The sequence below is a fragment of the Rossellomorea marisflavi genome (assembly GCF_022170785.1).
Lineage (GTDB): Bacteria > Bacillota > Bacilli > Bacillales > Bacillaceae_B > Rossellomorea > Rossellomorea marisflavi_B.
In genome coordinates this window covers 3,295,744-3,311,648 of record NZ_CP081870.1, presented here as the reverse complement: position 1 = coordinate 3,311,648, position 15,905 = coordinate 3,295,744, and the positions used below count along the sequence as shown (strand labels likewise).

14 protein-coding genes and 1 riboswitch are annotated in these 15,905 nt (G+C 48.4%); of the genes, 11 read left to right on the top strand and 3 right to left on the bottom strand.

The annotated features are described in order from the left end of the window. Positions 1-14 precede the first annotated feature (14 nt). The 4 genes from sufD to sufB are packed head-to-tail and all read left to right on the top strand — an operon-like array spanning position 15 to position 4,421. A complete protein-coding gene (gene sufD, locus K6T23_RS17320; RefSeq protein WP_056541029.1) occupies positions 15-1,325 on the top strand; it encodes a Fe-S cluster assembly protein SufD in 1,311 nt (436 codons plus the stop codon). Beyond that, complete coding sequence (locus K6T23_RS17315; RefSeq protein WP_048007052.1) at positions 1,325-2,554, top strand: cysteine desulfurase; 1,230 nt, start codon at positions 1,325-1,327, stop codon at positions 2,552-2,554. The genes sufD and K6T23_RS17315 overlap by 1 nt, the downstream gene beginning before the upstream one ends. Continuing rightward, positions 2,544-2,984: a Fe-S cluster assembly sulfur transfer protein SufU gene (gene sufU / locus K6T23_RS17310; RefSeq protein WP_048014620.1), complete on the top strand. Its 441-nt coding sequence runs from the start codon at positions 2,544-2,546 to the stop codon at positions 2,982-2,984. Before K6T23_RS17315 ends, sufU begins: the two co-directional genes overlap by 11 nt. A 39-nt stretch (positions 2,985-3,023) precedes the next feature. Beyond that, on the top strand, positions 3,024-4,421 hold the full coding sequence (gene sufB, locus K6T23_RS17305) for a Fe-S cluster assembly protein SufB (RefSeq protein ID WP_056541037.1): 1,398 nt from the start codon (positions 3,024-3,026) through the stop codon (positions 4,419-4,421). Positions 4,422-4,522: 101 nt separating this feature from the next. Here the strand turns inward: sufB and K6T23_RS17300 are convergent, their stop codons facing one another. Further along, complete coding sequence (locus tag K6T23_RS17300; RefSeq protein ID WP_238282039.1) at positions 4,523-5,032, bottom strand: DoxX family protein; 510 nt, start codon at positions 5,030-5,032, stop codon at positions 4,523-4,525. Between the two features lie 260 nt (positions 5,033-5,292). On the opposite strand from K6T23_RS17300, the gene K6T23_RS17295 reads away from it, so the two are divergent. The 6 genes from K6T23_RS17295 (at position 5,293) to K6T23_RS17270 (ending at position 12,675) form a co-directional block, all read left to right on the top strand. Then, entirely contained in the window at positions 5,293-6,135 is an 843-nt protein-coding gene (locus K6T23_RS17295; protein ID WP_056541044.1) for a DUF72 domain-containing protein, read from the top strand. 43 nt (positions 6,136-6,178) lie between these two features. Further along, positions 6,179-7,540: a bifunctional metallophosphatase/5'-nucleotidase gene (locus tag K6T23_RS17290; protein WP_238282032.1), complete on the top strand. Its 1,362-nt coding sequence runs from the start codon at positions 6,179-6,181 to the stop codon at positions 7,538-7,540. Between the two features lie 136 nt (positions 7,541-7,676). Then, positions 7,677-8,786 (top strand): HD-GYP domain-containing protein, encoded by a 1,110-nt coding sequence (locus tag K6T23_RS17285; protein ID WP_056541050.1) that lies wholly within the window; start codon positions 7,677-7,679, stop codon positions 8,784-8,786. 130 nt (positions 8,787-8,916) lie between these two features. Next, a riboswitch (Lysine riboswitch) is annotated at positions 8,917-9,098 on the top strand. Between the two features lie 113 nt (positions 9,099-9,211). Continuing rightward, positions 9,212-10,777, top strand: a complete 1,566-nt coding sequence (locus tag K6T23_RS17280; RefSeq protein WP_238282029.1) for a Na+/H+ antiporter NhaC family protein — start codon at positions 9,212-9,214, stop codon at positions 10,775-10,777. 255 nt (positions 10,778-11,032) lie between these two features. Next, complete coding sequence (locus K6T23_RS17275; RefSeq protein WP_056541056.1) at positions 11,033-12,562, top strand: sodium-dependent transporter; 1,530 nt, start codon at positions 11,033-11,035, stop codon at positions 12,560-12,562. Then, complete coding sequence (locus K6T23_RS17270) at positions 12,562-12,675, top strand: methionine/alanine import family NSS transporter small subunit (protein WP_238282026.1); 114 nt, start codon at positions 12,562-12,564, stop codon at positions 12,673-12,675. The genes K6T23_RS17275 and K6T23_RS17270 overlap by 1 nt, the downstream gene beginning before the upstream one ends. 42 nt (positions 12,676-12,717) lie before the next feature. Here the strand turns inward: K6T23_RS17270 and K6T23_RS17265 are convergent, their stop codons facing one another. After that, positions 12,718-13,683 (bottom strand): M23 family metallopeptidase, encoded by a 966-nt coding sequence (locus tag K6T23_RS17265; protein ID WP_238284459.1) that lies wholly within the window; start codon positions 13,681-13,683, stop codon positions 12,718-12,720. 257 nt (positions 13,684-13,940) lie between these two features. On the opposite strand from K6T23_RS17265, the gene lipA reads away from it, so the two are divergent. Then, the gene (lipA, locus tag K6T23_RS17260; protein WP_053429300.1) at positions 13,941-14,858 is read left to right on the top strand and encodes a lipoyl synthase; all 918 of its coding nucleotides are present in this window, start codon (positions 13,941-13,943) and stop codon (positions 14,856-14,858) included. A 282-nt stretch (positions 14,859-15,140) separates the two neighbouring features. Here lipA and K6T23_RS17255 read toward each other — a convergent pair whose 3' ends face one another. Then, positions 15,141-15,842, bottom strand: a complete 702-nt coding sequence (locus tag K6T23_RS17255; RefSeq protein WP_079515658.1) for a YhcN/YlaJ family sporulation lipoprotein — start codon at positions 15,840-15,842, stop codon at positions 15,141-15,143. Positions 15,843-15,905 lie beyond the last annotated feature (63 nt).

Sequence of the window (15,905 nt, the reverse complement as noted above, 5' to 3'; positions counted from 1 at the left end):
TTAGGGGGATGAATATGACTGTAGAAACGAAACTACCAGTAGATCAAGACTATGTCAGCTCCTACTCAAAACAACTCGGAGAACCAGAATGGATGACGGCCCTGCGTACAGACGCATTCGCCAAAGTCTCAGACCTGAACCTCCCTGTTGCGGATAAAACGAAGATCACCAACTGGAACTTCACACAATTCCAGAAGCATACAGTCGAAAGTGCTACGTTTTCATCCATGAGCGAGCTGCCCGAAGAAATAAAAGCATTAGTAGAATCTGAAAGTGAATCAGGCAGCCTGTATATCCAGCGTAATAATACTCCTGCCCACTTGAAGATCACGGACGAACTAAAGGACAACGGCGTCATCTTCACCGATATCTTCACTGCTGTGAAGGAGCACGGTGACCTTGTTCAAAAATACTTCATGACCGATGGTGTGAAAGTGGATGAGAACAAGCTGACTGCTCTTCATGCGGCCCTTTTGAACGGTGGTACGTTCCTTTACGTTCCTAAAAATGTGGAGCTGACTGAACCGGTTCAAGCCGTATTCATCCATGATGATGCGGAAGTAGCCATGTTCAACCACGTACTCGTTGTGGCAGAAGACAATAGTTCTGTCACATATGTGGAAAACTATATCTCGACAGTGGAAGTGGAGAACGGCGTGTTCAACATCGTATCAGAAGTGGTGGCAAAGGATAATGCAAAAGTCGCTTACGGTGCCGTTGATACCCTTAACAGTGGAGTGACGACATACGTCAACCGTCGCGGTGTGGCATCACGTGATGCGCGCATCGAATGGGCACTCGGCCTGATGAACGACGGAGATACGGTTTCTGAAAACGTGACGAACCTGATTGGTGACGGTTCTTACGGCGATACGAAATCAGTTGTTGTCGGTCGTGGCAAACAAAAGCAGAATTTCACCACCAAGGTTGTTCATTTCGGTAAAAATTCCGAAGGCTATATCCTTAAACATGGTGTGATGAAAGATGAAGCTTCTTCCATCTTTAATGGAATCGGAAAGATCGAGCACGGTGCTTCGAAATCGAATGCCGAGCAGGAATCACGTGTCCTCATGTTGAGTGAAAAAGCGCGCGGAGATGCGAATCCGATCCTATTGATCGATGAAGACGATGTAACGGCCGGACATGCTGCCTCTGTAGGCCGCGTTGATCCACTTCAACTTTACTACCTCATGAGCCGCGGGATCCCTCAGAAAGAAGCTGAACGTCTCGTGATCCACGGATTCCTGGCGCCGGTTGTCAACCAGCTGCCGATCGAGGGCGTGAAGAAACAGCTTGTCGAGGTAATTGAAAGGAAAGTCAACTAATGGATATCCAAGAGATTCGTAAACATTTTCCGATTCTCGACCAGGAAGTGAACGGCCATCCATTGGTATATCTGGATAGTGCAGCCACCTCTCAAAAGCCGATTTCGGTCATTGAGGCTGTGAGCGACTACTATAAAGGCTATAATTCGAACGTCCATCGTGGGGTCCATACCCTCGGTACAAGGGCGACGGATGGATATGAAGGAGCACGTGAAAAGGTGCGCTCCTTCATCAATGCGGCGACCACAGAAGAAGTGATCTTCACCCGTGGGACGACGACATCCATCAACACCGTCGCAGCGAGCTACGGGCGCGCCAATGTGGAAGAAGGCGATGAAATCGTCATCACCCACATGGAGCACCATAGCAACATCATTCCATGGCAGCAGCTTGCCAAGGAAAAAGGCGCTGTCCTGAAGTACGTTCCCCTGCAGGAAGATGGAACCATCACCCTGGAGGATGTCCGTGCAACAATTACGTCCAAGACGAAAATCGTTGCCATCATGATGGTATCAAATGTACTCGGTACGATGAATCCGATCAAGGAGATCACCAAGATTGCTCACGAAAACGGAGCGGTCATGATGGTGGACGGTGCCCAGGCTGCCCCGCATATGAAAATCGACGTGCAGGATCTCGACTGTGATTTCTTTGCCTTCTCAGGCCATAAGATGGTCGGACCTACAGGGATTGGTGTTCTATACGGGAAGAAGAAGCACCTGGAAGCGATGGAACCGGTAGAGTTTGGCGGCGAGATGATTGATTTCGTTGGTTTGTACGACTCTACTTGGAAAGAGCTTCCTTGGAAGTTCGAAGGAGGTACCCCGATCATCGCAGGAGCGATCGGTCTTGGAGCCGCCATCGACTTCCTCGAAGATATCGGTCTTTCCAACATTGAAGCCCATGAGCATAAGCTGGCCGCTTATGCCCTTGAAAAAATGAGCGCTGTGGAAGGGATGAAGATCTTCGGTCCACAGGATCCTGCACAGCGTGCCGGACTCGTGACGTTCAACATCGATGACGTCCATCCACACGATGTCGCTACCGTCCTTGACTCGGAAGGCATTGCCGTCCGTGCCGGGCATCACTGTGCACAGCCGCTGATGAAATGGCTCAATGTATCAGCAACGGCCCGCGCCAGCTTCTATCTGTACAACACAGAAGAAGAGATCGACAGACTGGTTGCGGGGCTAGTGAAGACGAAGGAGTTTTTCAGCGATGTCTTTTAATAACTTAGATCAGCTTTACCGGCAGGTCATCATGGATCATTACAAAAATCCACGCAATAAGGGTTCTCTGGAAGATGGCAGCTTTACCATCGACATGAACAACCCAACGTGCGGTGACCGCATCCACCTTACACTGAAAGTGGAAGACGGGATCGTTCAGGATGCGAAGTTCGACGGAGAAGGATGTTCCATCTCCATGGCTTCAGCGTCCATGATGACCCAGGCGGTCAAAGGCAAGGAAATCGACGAAGCACTCAAGCTTTCGAAGATCTTCTCGGATATGATGCAAGGAAATGACTATGACGATGATGTCGATCTTGGAGATATAGAAGCATTACAAGGAGTCGCCAAGTTCCCGGCCCGCATCAAGTGTGCGACGCTCGCGTGGAAGGCGATGGAAAAAGGAGTGCGTGAAGAAGAGCAGAACTAAGCTTTTCTTCTTGCTCCATTAACGAATGGAGGAATCAACATGGCGAAGAAGATGCCTGAGATCGGAGATTACAAATACGGTTTTAGCGATAAAGACGTATCGATTTTCCGTTCAAAACGCGGTTTGACGCGGGAAATCGTTGAAGAGATCTCCCGTATGAAAGATGAACCGAAATGGATGCTTGATTTCCGCTTGAAATCATTGGATCATTTCTATAACATGGCGATGCCTCAGTGGGGAGGAAATCTCCAGGAACTGAATTTCGATGATATCACGTATTACGTGAAGCCATCTGAGAAGTCCGAGCGCAGCTGGGATGAAGTTCCGGAAGAAATCAAGCAGACGTTCGATAAGCTTGGAATCCCTGAAGCAGAGCAAAAATACCTTGCTGGTGTATCGGCTCAGTATGAGTCCGAAGTGGTTTACCACAACATGCAGGAAGACCTCGAGGAAATGGGGATCGTCTTCAAGGACACAGATTCTGCTCTTAAAGAAAATGAAGAGCTGTTCCGTGAGCACTGGGCGAAAGTCATCCCTCCAACCGACAACAAGTTCGCAGCGTTGAACTCGGCTGTATGGTCCGGTGGATCCTTCATCTATGTACCGAAGGGCATCAAAGTGGATACGCCACTTCAAGCCTACTTCCGTATCAACTCGGAGAATATGGGTCAGTTCGAGCGTACGCTCATCATCGTCGATGAAGATGCGAGCGTTCACTACGTAGAGGGATGTACAGCACCTGTCTACACAACGAACTCCCTTCACTCGGCTGTCGTCGAGATCGTTATCAAGAAAAATGCGTACTGCCGTTATACAACGATTCAAAACTGGGCAAACAACGTTTACAACCTGGTAACGAAGCGTGCAGTATGTGAAGAGAACGCAACGATGGAATGGGTCGATGGAAACATCGGTTCAAAACTGACGATGAAATACCCTGCCGTCATCCTTAAAGGGGAAGGCGCCCGTGGTATGACGCTTTCCATCGCACTTGCAGGTAAAGGACAGCATCAGGATGCCGGTGCCAAAATGATCCACCTTGCACCGAACACGTCCTCTACGATCGTTTCAAAATCCATCTCAAAACACGGCGGGAAAGTAACGTATCGCGGAATCGTGCATTTCGGACGCAAAGCGGAAGGCGCACGCTCGAACATCGAGTGTGACACGCTGATCATGGATAACCAATCTACTTCTGATACGATCCCTTACAACGAAATCCTGAACGATAACATTTCCCTTGAGCACGAAGCGAAAGTATCGAAGGTTTCTGAAGAGCAGCTCTTCTACTTGATGAGCCGCGGAATCTCAGAAGAAGAAGCAACGGAAATGATCGTAATGGGCTTCATCGAGCCGTTTACGAAAGAACTTCCAATGGAATATGCCGTTGAAATGAACCGTCTGATCAAGTTTGAGATGGAAGGTTCAATCGGATAATAAGCAACACAGATGATAAGACGGAGCCCATTTCGGCTCCGTCTTTTTTATTTATCATGATAAGGAAGAAAATTTATCTGTTGGTGTCCGTACACAGGCTCTCATACCGCCGGAGCTAACTTCTTATGCCCTTTTCGATTTTGCCACTGTTTCCTCATATAAGGCATCATCCAACGATCGACTCCATACCGTCCGGCATTGGCTCCTGCGACAATAAGGAAGATCGTGAGGATGACCATCTGCGGATTTGTGCTGGTGGTTCCACTGAGGAGAAAACTGAAGTTCATCATGATGCCACCGAGTGCTGCAAGATTTGTGAACAGTCCGAGGATCAAGCCGATCCCGACGAGCACCTCTCCCCACATGACGAGTGTGGCAAACAACTCATGGTGAGGGAGTGCGACCTGTTCAAGGAACGTTGCCCACCACGTCTGTACAGCCGGATGATCACCTGTCGCCTTGCTGATTGCTCCCTGGAGGAACCCGGTGACTTCAAATCCCCCAGTAATCTTTCCGATGCCGGAAGTCAGCCAGAAGTACCCCAAGTACAGCCTGATAATCGTCAAGAAACTTGCAACTGCTTTATTATTACGTAAGAATACGTTTACCATCGTCATTCACTCCTTGATTCCGTTTTAAGAGGGCTAGCTCCTCTACACTTTCAGTATAAGCACGCAAGAGAAAAAAGACGATAAGTTTGTTCAATATTTCACAAACTAGACATGTCTTCATGACAAAATTGTTAACTTTTGGATTATAGAGTTAAAAAAAATGTTGAAGGTTCTTTTGACATGCGACTCCGACACCTCCAACCGGAAATCAGATGGGTTCTGTGATAGAATGAATTCACATAAAAGGCAGGTGCTGAACGATGATCTATGTTGGAGTGACAGGGTGGGGGGACCATGACACCCTTTATGAAAACGTCCCGGCAAGGGATAAGCTGAAGGAGTACGGCGCCCACTTCCCGGTGGTGGAAGTGGATGCATCCTTTTATGCCGTACAGCCGGTGAAGAATGTAAGGAAATGGGTGGATGAAACCCCTGATGCGTTCCGATTCATCGTGAAGGCCTATCAGGGGATGACGGGGCATCAGCGGGGTGAAATCCCGTTTGAATCAAAGGATGTCATGTTTGCGGCATTCAAGGAATCCATCGTCCCTTTCCTGGAGAGCGGAAAGCTTGCCATGGTCCTATTCCAATTCCCGCCATGGTTCGACTGTACAAAAGATAATGTGAACTATATCAGATATTGCAGGGAACTGATGCAGGGTATCCCAGTGTCTCTGGAGTTTCGTCACCAAAGCTGGTATTCGCCCGAATTCCGCCAGGGGACGCTTGGTTTCATGAAGAATGAAGACTGGATCCATTCAATCTGTGATGAGCCTCAGGCTGGAGAAGGTTCTGTCCCAAGAGTGGTCGAAGCAACGAACGGAGATGCCACGCTCATCCGGTTTCACGGGCGAAATGTGTATGGCTGGAATCATACGGGGAAGGACAATTGGCGGGAGGTCCGTTATCTCTATCGTTATAATCAGTCCGAACTTGAAGAGTGGATTCCCCATATAAGGAAGCTTGAGCAAGAATCAAAGGATCTGTATATCCTTTTCAATAATAATTCAGGCGGGGACGCAGCGGATAATGCCAAACAGATGATTGAACACCTTGGAATACGGTACAGCGGCCTTGCACCGAAGCAGCTGGATCTGTTCTGATGCACATGTAGAAAAAGGCAATGCCTTACAGGAGTGAGCTTAATTGAAAGAAACGATCCATATATACCACACCAATGATTTGCATAGTCATTTTGAACACTGGTCGAGAATCCGGGACCTCATGAAGGACAGGCGACTGCTGCATGAGAGCGAAGGAGAAGAGGTCTTTGTATTCGATGTAGGCGATCATGTCGATCGCTCACACCCCCTCACAGAGGCCACCCTGGGGAAGGGAAACGTCAAATTCCTGAACGAAGCAGGGTACGACGGAGTCACCATCGGGAACAACGAAGGCATCACCCTTGATCATGAAGAACTGAATCAACTGTATGATGATGCGGGATTTCCGATCATACTTGGAAACCTCTTTGACGAATCCATGGGTATGCCGGATTGGGCAACCCCTTATCACATATACCGGACAAAAGGGGACGTGAAGATCGGGGTACTCGGTTTAACGGCGCCTTTCTATCCTTTTTATCAGGCACTGGGTTGGACCGTCACCGAGCCGATCGCTGAGTTGCGGAAGCTGCTGGATGAACTGAGGCCAAAAGTGGACGTGCTTATTCTTTTATCCCATCTGGGCATTCGTGATGACGAAGTGATAGGAGCGGAGTTCCCTGAAGTGGATGTCATTCTTGGGGCCCACACCCATCACATCCTTCAAGAAGGGAAAAAAGTCAACAACACCCTTCTCGGTGCAGCAGGCAAGTACGGCAACTTCGTCGGTCATATGGTGATCGAAGTCGATTCTTCTAGTAAGGAGATCCTCTCAGGGAAAGCTGGTCTCTATGCGTATGAAGATCTTCCTGAGACCGGGGGTGAGCCGAATGAGGAGCGAAGGTGGGTACTAGAGGGGCAAGCATTACTGGAGGAAGAAATTGCTGATCTGAAAACAGGGCTCTCCGTCGACTGGTATGCTCCGTCGCCGCTACCGCTCCTTCTCAGTGAGGCACTCATGGAGTGGACGGATGCCGATTGTTCTCTCGTGAATGCAGGACTCCTCATGGAAGGTCTGCAAAAAGGGCCAGTCACTAAGAGAGACCTCCATCATATATTGCCTCACCCTATCAATCCGTGTCTGATCACGCTCACTGGAGAAGAACTCAAGGAGGTCATCATGCTTACCCTTAATGAATCATGGCCAGCCCTTGAAGTGAAAGGTCTGGGATTCAGGGGTAGGGTACTCGGGCAATTCGTCTACACCAATATCAGCTTTACTGAAGGTGATCTGTTGGTGGGGGGAGCACGTCTTGACCCACATGAGAGCTACAAGGTGGCTCTGCCGGATATGTTTACATTCGGTCACTTCTTCCCATCCCTTAAAACAAAACCCAAGAAATATTTCATGCCTGAATTCTTACGGGATGTGCTTGGGTGGAAACTAGGCAAAATGAAGAATTGATGGAACCGATTTGCCATTCTTCTATGAATAATCCCTTGCAATAGGTAATTATACCTTGCAGAATTACAGGTTTCCTTTATAATGGACATATTAGTAAATTTTGTCGAAAAATGAAGGGGATATATAGGAGATTAGTATGATGCTCATTTCTACAAGGTCCATCAGATCCGGCATGGTTCTAGGTTCACCGGTCTATAACATGAGAGGGAAGATGCTGATTCATGATCGCGTGCCGCTCACGGATCGCATGATTCAGCGGCTGTTAGAGTTGAATATCCAATATGTTTATATCGAAGATTCTCTTTCCCATGGAATTGAGGTCAAAGAGACCGTTTCAAAGAAAGTGAGACAGGAGACGATCAAAAGCATCGAGAAGGCATTCAGTCAGGTCAAGCAATCGAGCATCCCGAAAAGCGTGCTGTTTGAGGAGAGTGCCAGGCAAATGACTGGCATCATCGGAGTCGTCCTGCAGGAAGTCAAGGAGAACAATGACCTTCTGACGATCCTGACAGATGTCTTCTCCTATGATTCTTATATCTTTCATCATTCGTTCAATGTGACACTTTATACCCTTTCGATCGGCCTCAAGCTGAATCTTCCCCAAAAGCAGCTGGAACAGCTCGGGGTGGGAGCGATTCTTCATGATATCGGCAAGATGTGCATATCTGAGGAAATCCTCATGAAGCCGGGCAGACTGACGGAAGCGGAATTTGCTGAAATCAAACTTCACTCCGAGAGGGGATTCGAAATTCTCCGCGGCCTCCATTCAGTATCCATCCTGGTAGCGCACTGTGCGTATCAGCATCATGAGAGATTAGACGGATCCGGGTATCCCCGGGGGATCAAGGAAGAAGATATCCATCCATTCGCCAAGATCATCGCGGTCGCTGACGTCTTTGATGCCATGACCTCCAATCGGGTATACCGGGATGCCATGCTTCCCCATCAGGCCCTCGAGATCCTTTATGCAGGAGCGGGGACCTTGTTCGACAGGGAGGTCATTGAAGCCTTCAGGCGCTCCGTGGCCATCTATCCGAATGGAATGATCATCGAGCTGAATGATGATCGGAAAGCCATCGTGGCCGAGCAGAATCAAGGGGTGACCGACCGCCCTGTTGTCCGGATCGTCGAAGAAGGGGGAGAACGGCTGGAATCCCCTTATGAAATCGATTTAAGCAAGGAATTTGATGTGATCATCACAGGCTTTGATCCGGATTTTGAAGTCGGGATTCCTTCCCGTACATGACCTCTCACTAGTGGGGGTCTTTTTTGCGTGATAGGTTTAAAATATTTCCAATGGGGAATATTCATTGTCAAAGACCCGGCAGTTTGATATAGTTGTATAGAAAATTTTATAAGCAACCACATCGTCAATCCGATGGGGTAGAGGCGCAGGGTTCATTAGTAAGCTGTTTGAGGATGACAACAGAGAGAACAGATGAAAGGGAACTTTTGCCGAAGTAGTCATGCATGTCGAATGCATGGATGCTGGGGTCATCTTGAAAAAGGATGACACTGTCATTATAGAGGCACTCTATAATGGGGAGCTACAGATCGTGATGGAGCACTGACGTTACTGACAAGGTAATGATAGTATCTCTATCATTGCCTTTTTTGTTTGCCTTCTATCATGTTTCAGCATTCCCCCCTATCAATTCATAGGAGGAAATCATGGAAAACACCATTTATTCATTAATCCCGCCACTCTTGGCCATCTTGATGGTCGTATTGACGCGGAGGGTACTATTATCCCTCGGTGTAGGGATTGTGGCATCCGCACTTTTAATAGCTAATTTTTCGATCGGTGAAACGCTCTCCCTCGTATGGGATGGATTCATCGGAAATCTTTACGCAGATGGAGAATGGAATAAGGGGAATATCTTCATCATTCTTTTCCTGCTTCTGCTTGGTATCATCACGGCATTCATCAATATCACGGGCGGAAGCCGTGCCTTCGGTGAATGGGCCATCAAGCGCGTGAAGACCCGCAGGGGTGCACAACTCCTTGCTGCCGTACTCGGTATCATCATCTTCATCGATGATTATTTCAATGCACTTGCGGTCGGTCAGGTGGCACGTCCTGTCACGGACCGTCACAACATTTCAAGGGCAAAACTTGCCTATATCATTGATTCTACCTCAGCCCCAATCTGTGTTGTTTCACCGGTTTCAAGCTGGGGGGCGTACATCATCGGGATCATGGGAACGATCCTGGCTGCCCATAATGTAACCGACATCTCGGCATTTTCAGCCTTCGTGCAAGTTGTTCCCATGAACTTCTACGTTTGGGCCACGATCCTTTTCGTATTGTTGATTGCCATCAGGGGTATCGACTTTGGCAAAATGCGGGAGCATGAAGTGAAAGCAATCCAGACTGGAGAGCTGTATGATGCATCAAAAGAAATCCCTGGAGAGCTTAAAAATGAGCTTCCCGTCAGTCCTAGGGGAACAGTAGGTGACCTTGTCTGGCCCATCGTCGCTCTTGTCGTAGGGACAGTCGGGGCCATGCTTTGGACTGGATACCGTGCGGTGGGATCTTTCGACCTTCTCAAAGTGTTCGAGAACACCGATGTAACGCTTTCTCTGATTCTCGGAGGGATCGTCGGATTCATCGTTTCCCTGCTCTTCTTCCTCAGACAGGTGAGCATGAAAGGCGTGGAAGGGAGTGCGCTCGGTAAAGGGATCATTGAAGGGGTTAAGTCGATGTTGCCAGCCGTTTACATTTTGTTCTTCGCTTGGACGATCGTTACGCTGATCGGAGAATTGGAGACAGGAAAGTATCTTGCAGGTCTCGTTGAACAATCGAACATACCTGTTGCGGCCCTGCCGTTCATCCTGTTCGTTGTGGCTGGATTCATGGCCTTTTCAACGGGAACTTCTTGGGGATCCTTCGGGTTGCTACTCCCGATTGCTGGAGAGATTGCGGCCAACACGGATATTACGATCCTGCTTCCATCAATGGCTGCTGTCCTTGCTGGAGCGGTATTCGGAGACCACTGTTCTCCGATTTCAGACACCACCATTCTTTCCTCCACCGGGGCAGGGAGCAATCACATCGACCACGTCCTCACCCAGCTGCCATATGCCCTCATTGCAGCGGGTGCAGCCGCTGTCGGCTATCTTGTCCTTGGATTCACCGAGAACACGTGGCTCGGGCTGTTGACGGTCATCGTGCTCGTTGTTGGAGTATCGTTCCTGGTCGGCAAGAAATCAGAAACAGTGGCAGAACAGCATTAGCAAGAAGCCGGGAATTCATCCCGGCTTCTTTTTTAATTCGGGAATGATGAGTTATCAACAGTTCTCCGCAAGCGCATCTTTATATGGGGAAAGAGGTGTGGGGAATTAGTAATGCATTCTCCTGTAATGTATCTGAATTATGAAAAATCTCTTTGACAATTGTCCTAGAACTAGCTATACTGTCTTTAGATTTAATGTTCAGAAAATATAAAAATTTCAATCTTATATGATTGGAATGACACAGGGGGAAATAAGATGGAAAATCGCAGTCAGTTCGGCACCCGTGCAGGCTTTATTATGGCGGCTGTCGGATCCGCCATTGGACTAGGGAATATCTGGCGCTTTCCGGCGGTCGCCTATGAAAATGGAGGAGGAGCATTCTTCATCCCGTATCTATTCGCTCTCTTAACGGCGGGGATTCCGCTTTTGATCCTGGAATTCACGATCGGGCATAAATATCGTGGCTCAGCTCCTCTTTCTTATTTCAGGATGAACCGCAAGCTTGAATGGCTTGGCTGGTGGCAGGTTGCCATTGCGTTTGTCATCTCGACCTACTACTCAGTCATCATCGCCTGGGCCATGTCGTACAGTGTATTCTCCTTCAATCTTGGCTGGGGAGATGATACAGAAGGTTTCTTGTTCGGGGAATACTTGAAACTGGATGTGAGTGCAGGGCAGACGGGAAGCATCGTCCCTGGCGTATTCATTCCACTGGTCATTGTATGGGTGGTTGCCCTCGGTATCCTCTTCCGTGGAGTCAAAAAGGGAATTGAAGTGGCGAACAAGATCTTCATTCCGGCACTTGTCATTTTATTCTTAATCATTGTGATCAGAGCCGTCACTCTTCCTGGAGCTCTGGAAGGCCTGGATGCCTTCTTCAAACCAGATTTCTCGAAAATCGCCGATCCTAGCGTGTGGGTGGCAGCGTATGGACAAATTTTCTTCAGTCTATCTATTGCTTTCGCCATCATGATTACGTACTCAAGTTATCTTCCGAAAAAATCGGATATCACCAATAACGCATTCATTACCGGTTTCGGGAACTCCAGCTTTGAATTGCTGGCAGGGATCGGGGTTTTCGCAGCATTGGGCTTCATGGCCCAGTCTCAAGGGGTATCGGTTCAGGAAGTCGTTAGCGGAGGAGTGGGGCTTGCATTCGTCGTATTCCCGCAGATCATCAATTCCTTCCCTGCGTTGAATGGCTTGTTCGGATTCCTATTCTTCGCCTCACTTGTCCTGGCAGGATTGACCTCCCTGATCTCGATAACCGAGACCTATGTGGCAGCAGTCTCAGAGAAATTCGGACTTTCCAGAAAGAAAGCCGTTCTGTTCGGAGGCGGACTTTCGGCTTTGGTTTCGATCCTATTCGCAACGCAGGGAGGATTACTCTTCCTCGACGTAGCTGACTACTTCATCAATCAATTCGGAGTGGCATTCGTCGGATTGATCGAAGTCATCGTGGTCGTTTGGTTCTTGCGCAAGCTCAACCCGCTTCAAGCGCATGCCAATGAAATCTCTGATATCCGTCTGGGAGCCTGGTGGAAGGTTTGTCTAGGAGTCATCACACCGGTTGTCCTCGGTTTCATGATGTTTGGTTTGTTCAAAATCAATCTTCTGAAACAATTTGACACTGAAAACGGAAACTATGAAGGGTATCCAGATATGTTCATCAACTTAAGCGGATGGGCTGTGGCAGCCTTTGCCCTTGTACTTGGATTCCTCTTTACCGTCAAGCGTTGGAGCTCCAAAACAGAAGCTGACACCACATACAAGGAGGTAAGCTAATGGGTACAGCAGCTATCATCAGCATGATCGTTGGTATCGTAATCATTTGGGGCGGACTTGTAGCGAGCATAGCCAATGCCGTCATCAGTTCGAAAAAGCAGAAGCAGGCATAAGGAAAAAGCAGACGATGGGATGATCTCCCTTGTCTGCTTTTTTTATTCTTCCTTTGCCCGATCCTGTCGCTCCCACATTTTCAGGTGAGGGTACGGGTCGAAGGACCACTCTGTGATTCCATTGTCTTTGTACATACCATAATGAAGATGGGGAGGGAATTTTCCTGCTGTCCCTGGGGGACCGTATCCGGAACTCCCCACGCCTCCGATCACCATGCCGGGCTCGACCATCTGACCGACCTTCAGATCTTTGGAGAATCCGTTCAGATGTGCATAATAGTGATACGTATTATTGATATCACGTATTCCGATGCGCCATCCCCCATATCGATTCCATCCTTTCATTTCGACGATGCCGTATGAAGTGGACCGGACCGGGACCCCATAATCGGCAAACAGATCTGTTCCCTCATGCATCCGTTTACCGCCCCAACCCCTGGCATCCCCCCATGTATTCCGGTAGCTGTAGTTATACCTCTGGGGGAGGGGGAATGCTTTCGCGTTCAGATGGATCGTGTCGAACTTCTTGTACACCATTGCTTTCCCCATGATGATGCTGACAGTCTTATCCCGCTTGTAATACTCCCATAGAGCAAGCTTCACATTATCGTGATCGATCCCATAGCGAAGAATGAAGTGGGAAAGGGATGCAAGGCGATCTTCATCGCTCAGCAGGCTGGCTTTCCCGTCAAGGTCTCCATCGCGACCGAACCCGTCGAATAGGGAGATGGTCAATGGATTGGCATCTTCCCGGTTGGGATTGAGGGCGCCGGTCCATGTTTCAGGGCTGATGTGAATGGAGATCGGCGAGGTGGGTTTTTCCCGGTCCTGCCTTGAGAAGCGTAAACTTCTCTCGTATTGATCGATGGCCGCCATATAATACCAGGGAATTTGGGTGAGGGCTTCATTTTTTTTGAAAAGCTCCATCCTTTTATTATGGATCTGTTCTTCTGACATTTCCTTTGCGACGGTCAGTTGAACCGGATGGATGACAATGAAGAAGAACATGAGAGCAGTGAAAATCACCTTATTCAACAAGGGCAACCCTCCTAGGATTTCTATCTGTTTATAGTTTGTTTCCAGAACGTATTTTCATTAACATCAATAAATGGTAATCATGGTCAGCATGCTTGTTTTCGCATTTTTAGTATGATAAAGTGACAAAAGAGACTTATTGATGATGGCTTTTTTACATAAGATGAACGAGCTGTATTTGCGTTTCACTCTTTGCCTAAGTCAACTATTTAGGATGGGAGATGTGGAGGATGAGCAAGAAAGAAGAACATATCAGAAAACCGGATTGGCTTAAAATTAAGCTGAATACGAATGATAATTATATGGGTCTTAAGAAAATGATGAGGGAAAAGAATCTTCACACAGTATGTGAAGAAGCCCGCTGCCCGAATATCCATGAATGCTGGGGAACACGCCGTACGGCTACATTCATGATCCTTGGTGACGTATGTACGCGTGCCTGCCGCTTCTGTGCAGTCAAAACAGGCCTTCCGAATGAACTTGATCTGGCAGAACCGGAACGCGTTGCGGATTCCGTTCAGCTCATGAACCTGAAGCACGTGGTTGTTACCGCTGTTGCTCGTGATGATCTGAAAGACGGAGGTTCCCAGGTATTTGCTGAAACGGTACGTGCCATCCGCCGGAAGAGTCCGTTCACGTCTATTGAAGTACTTCCTTCCGATATGGGCGGAGTTTTCGAAAACATCAAAACATTGATGGATGCGAAACCGGATATCATGAACTATAACGTGGAAACGGTACGCCGTCTGACTCCAAGAGTTCGTGCCCGTGCAACATACGACCGTACCCTTGAGTTCCTTCGCCGTGCAAAAGAACTCAACCCTGACATCCCGACAAAATCAAGCATCATGGTAGGTCTAGGTGAAACGAAGGAAGAGATCCTTGAAACAATGGATGATCTTCGTGCGAACCATGTGGATATTGTTACGCTTGGTCAATATCTGCAGCCTTCCAAAAAACACTTGAAAGTTCAAAAATACTATCACCCTGATGAGTTCGCTGAACTTCGTGAAGCCGCCATGGAAAAAGGCTTCAGCCACTGTGAAGCAGGTCCACTCGTGCGTTCTTCCTACCACGCGGACGAACAAGTCAATGCCGCAGCCAAAGCAAGACAGGCAGCTGGTGAACAAGAGACTCAAAACGCATAATGCAAAAGCATCCCGGATTCCGGGATGCTTTTTGATGTTTACGGGGCGTGTTGAGGCCCGAGGCCATAAGCCAAGACACCCAAAAAGGCAAAGGACGCCTTTCCGGGTGCTTCGCCTTATGCTTGTCGCCTCAGGGCGACCCGCCTCCGCTTTTCGTGATGTCTAGCTCCGGCGGGTTGAGGCTCGAGGTCATAAGCCAAGACACCCAAAAAGGCAAAGGACGCCTTTCCGGGTGTCTCGTCTTATGCTTGTCATCTCAGGGCGACCCGCCTCCGCTTTTCGTTAGTCCATGATATTGTCTTTTCTGATTTTATCCGGGTTGATCTGGTGGACGTCGTCGTCTTGCATTTCGTAGTCTGAGGACATTTCGCCGTTGGCGTTTTCACCGTTGTTTATTTCCCTGCCTTGGGGGGAATCCTGTAGCATGAGGCTGATGGTGTTGTCGATGCTATCGCTTACGTGCTGGCTATCGGTATCCATCTTCGCCAGGTTTTCCACATCCCTCATGAGGACTTTATCATCGGTTACATATACATGGTACCATCTTGGTATGACTGACATGGCGGTTTTCTTAACCTGGTCGGCGATATTGAACCGTCCGTCTTTATCGGTTTTATCCGTTACATATGAAACGAGGACTTCTTCGTCGGTGACGAGGGTCGCGCAGTCTTTCACGTGGGGGATGCCGACACTCATTTTACTGATGGTATCCGCCACTTGTTCCCTGTTGATGCTGTACATATCCTTCATTGGCATAGCGTTGCTGCCGGGAGTCTTTTGGTGTCGCACATATCCAAAGTCTTCTCCGCGTTGTGAGCCCTTTTTGGTCCAGCTGTCTTTGTTGTAGAGATCTTCTCTATCGTTAACATTGATTGTATTTCCGTTGTCATGGAACATTTCTTCATTCGATTTGTTGATACCATTACAACCGGCACTGGTCACAGTCAGGCCGAGTATGGCAAAGCTTACGAATGTTTTCTTCAATCAAAACACCCCCTATTTCTAGGGTGACCAACCTGAAATGCAATTTATCATAGTAATTAATGG

What these genes read in the sequence shown, in the direction of transcription:
- sufD (WP_056541029.1), top strand. Translation starts at nt 15, where the DNA reads ATGACTGTAGAAACGAAACTACCAGTAGATCAAGACTATGTCAGCTCC.
- K6T23_RS17315 (WP_048007052.1), top strand. Translation starts at nt 1,325, where the DNA reads ATGGATATCCAAGAGATTCGTAAACATTTTCCGATTCTCGACCAGGAA.
- sufU (WP_048014620.1), top strand. Translation starts at nt 2,544, where the DNA reads ATGTCTTTTAATAACTTAGATCAGCTTTACCGGCAGGTCATCATGGAT.
- sufB (WP_056541037.1), top strand. Translation starts at nt 3,024, where the DNA reads ATGGCGAAGAAGATGCCTGAGATCGGAGATTACAAATACGGTTTTAGC.
- K6T23_RS17300 (WP_238282039.1), bottom strand. Translation starts at nt 5,032, where the DNA reads ATGGTAAACGTATTCTTACGTAATAATAAAGCAGTTGCAAGTTTCTTG.
- K6T23_RS17295 (WP_056541044.1), top strand. Translation starts at nt 5,293, where the DNA reads ATGATCTATGTTGGAGTGACAGGGTGGGGGGACCATGACACCCTTTAT.
- K6T23_RS17285 (WP_056541050.1), top strand. Translation starts at nt 7,677, where the DNA reads ATGATGCTCATTTCTACAAGGTCCATCAGATCCGGCATGGTTCTAGGT.
- K6T23_RS17280 (WP_238282029.1), top strand. Translation starts at nt 9,212, where the DNA reads ATGGAAAACACCATTTATTCATTAATCCCGCCACTCTTGGCCATCTTG.
- K6T23_RS17275 (WP_056541056.1), top strand. Translation starts at nt 11,033, where the DNA reads ATGGAAAATCGCAGTCAGTTCGGCACCCGTGCAGGCTTTATTATGGCG.
- K6T23_RS17270 (WP_238282026.1), top strand. Translation starts at nt 12,562, where the DNA reads ATGGGTACAGCAGCTATCATCAGCATGATCGTTGGTATCGTAATCATT.
- K6T23_RS17265 (WP_238284459.1), bottom strand. Translation starts at nt 13,683, where the DNA reads ATGTTCTTCTTCATTGTCATCCATCCGGTTCAACTGACCGTCGCAAAG.
- lipA (WP_053429300.1), top strand. Translation starts at nt 13,941, where the DNA reads ATGAGCAAGAAAGAAGAACATATCAGAAAACCGGATTGGCTTAAAATT.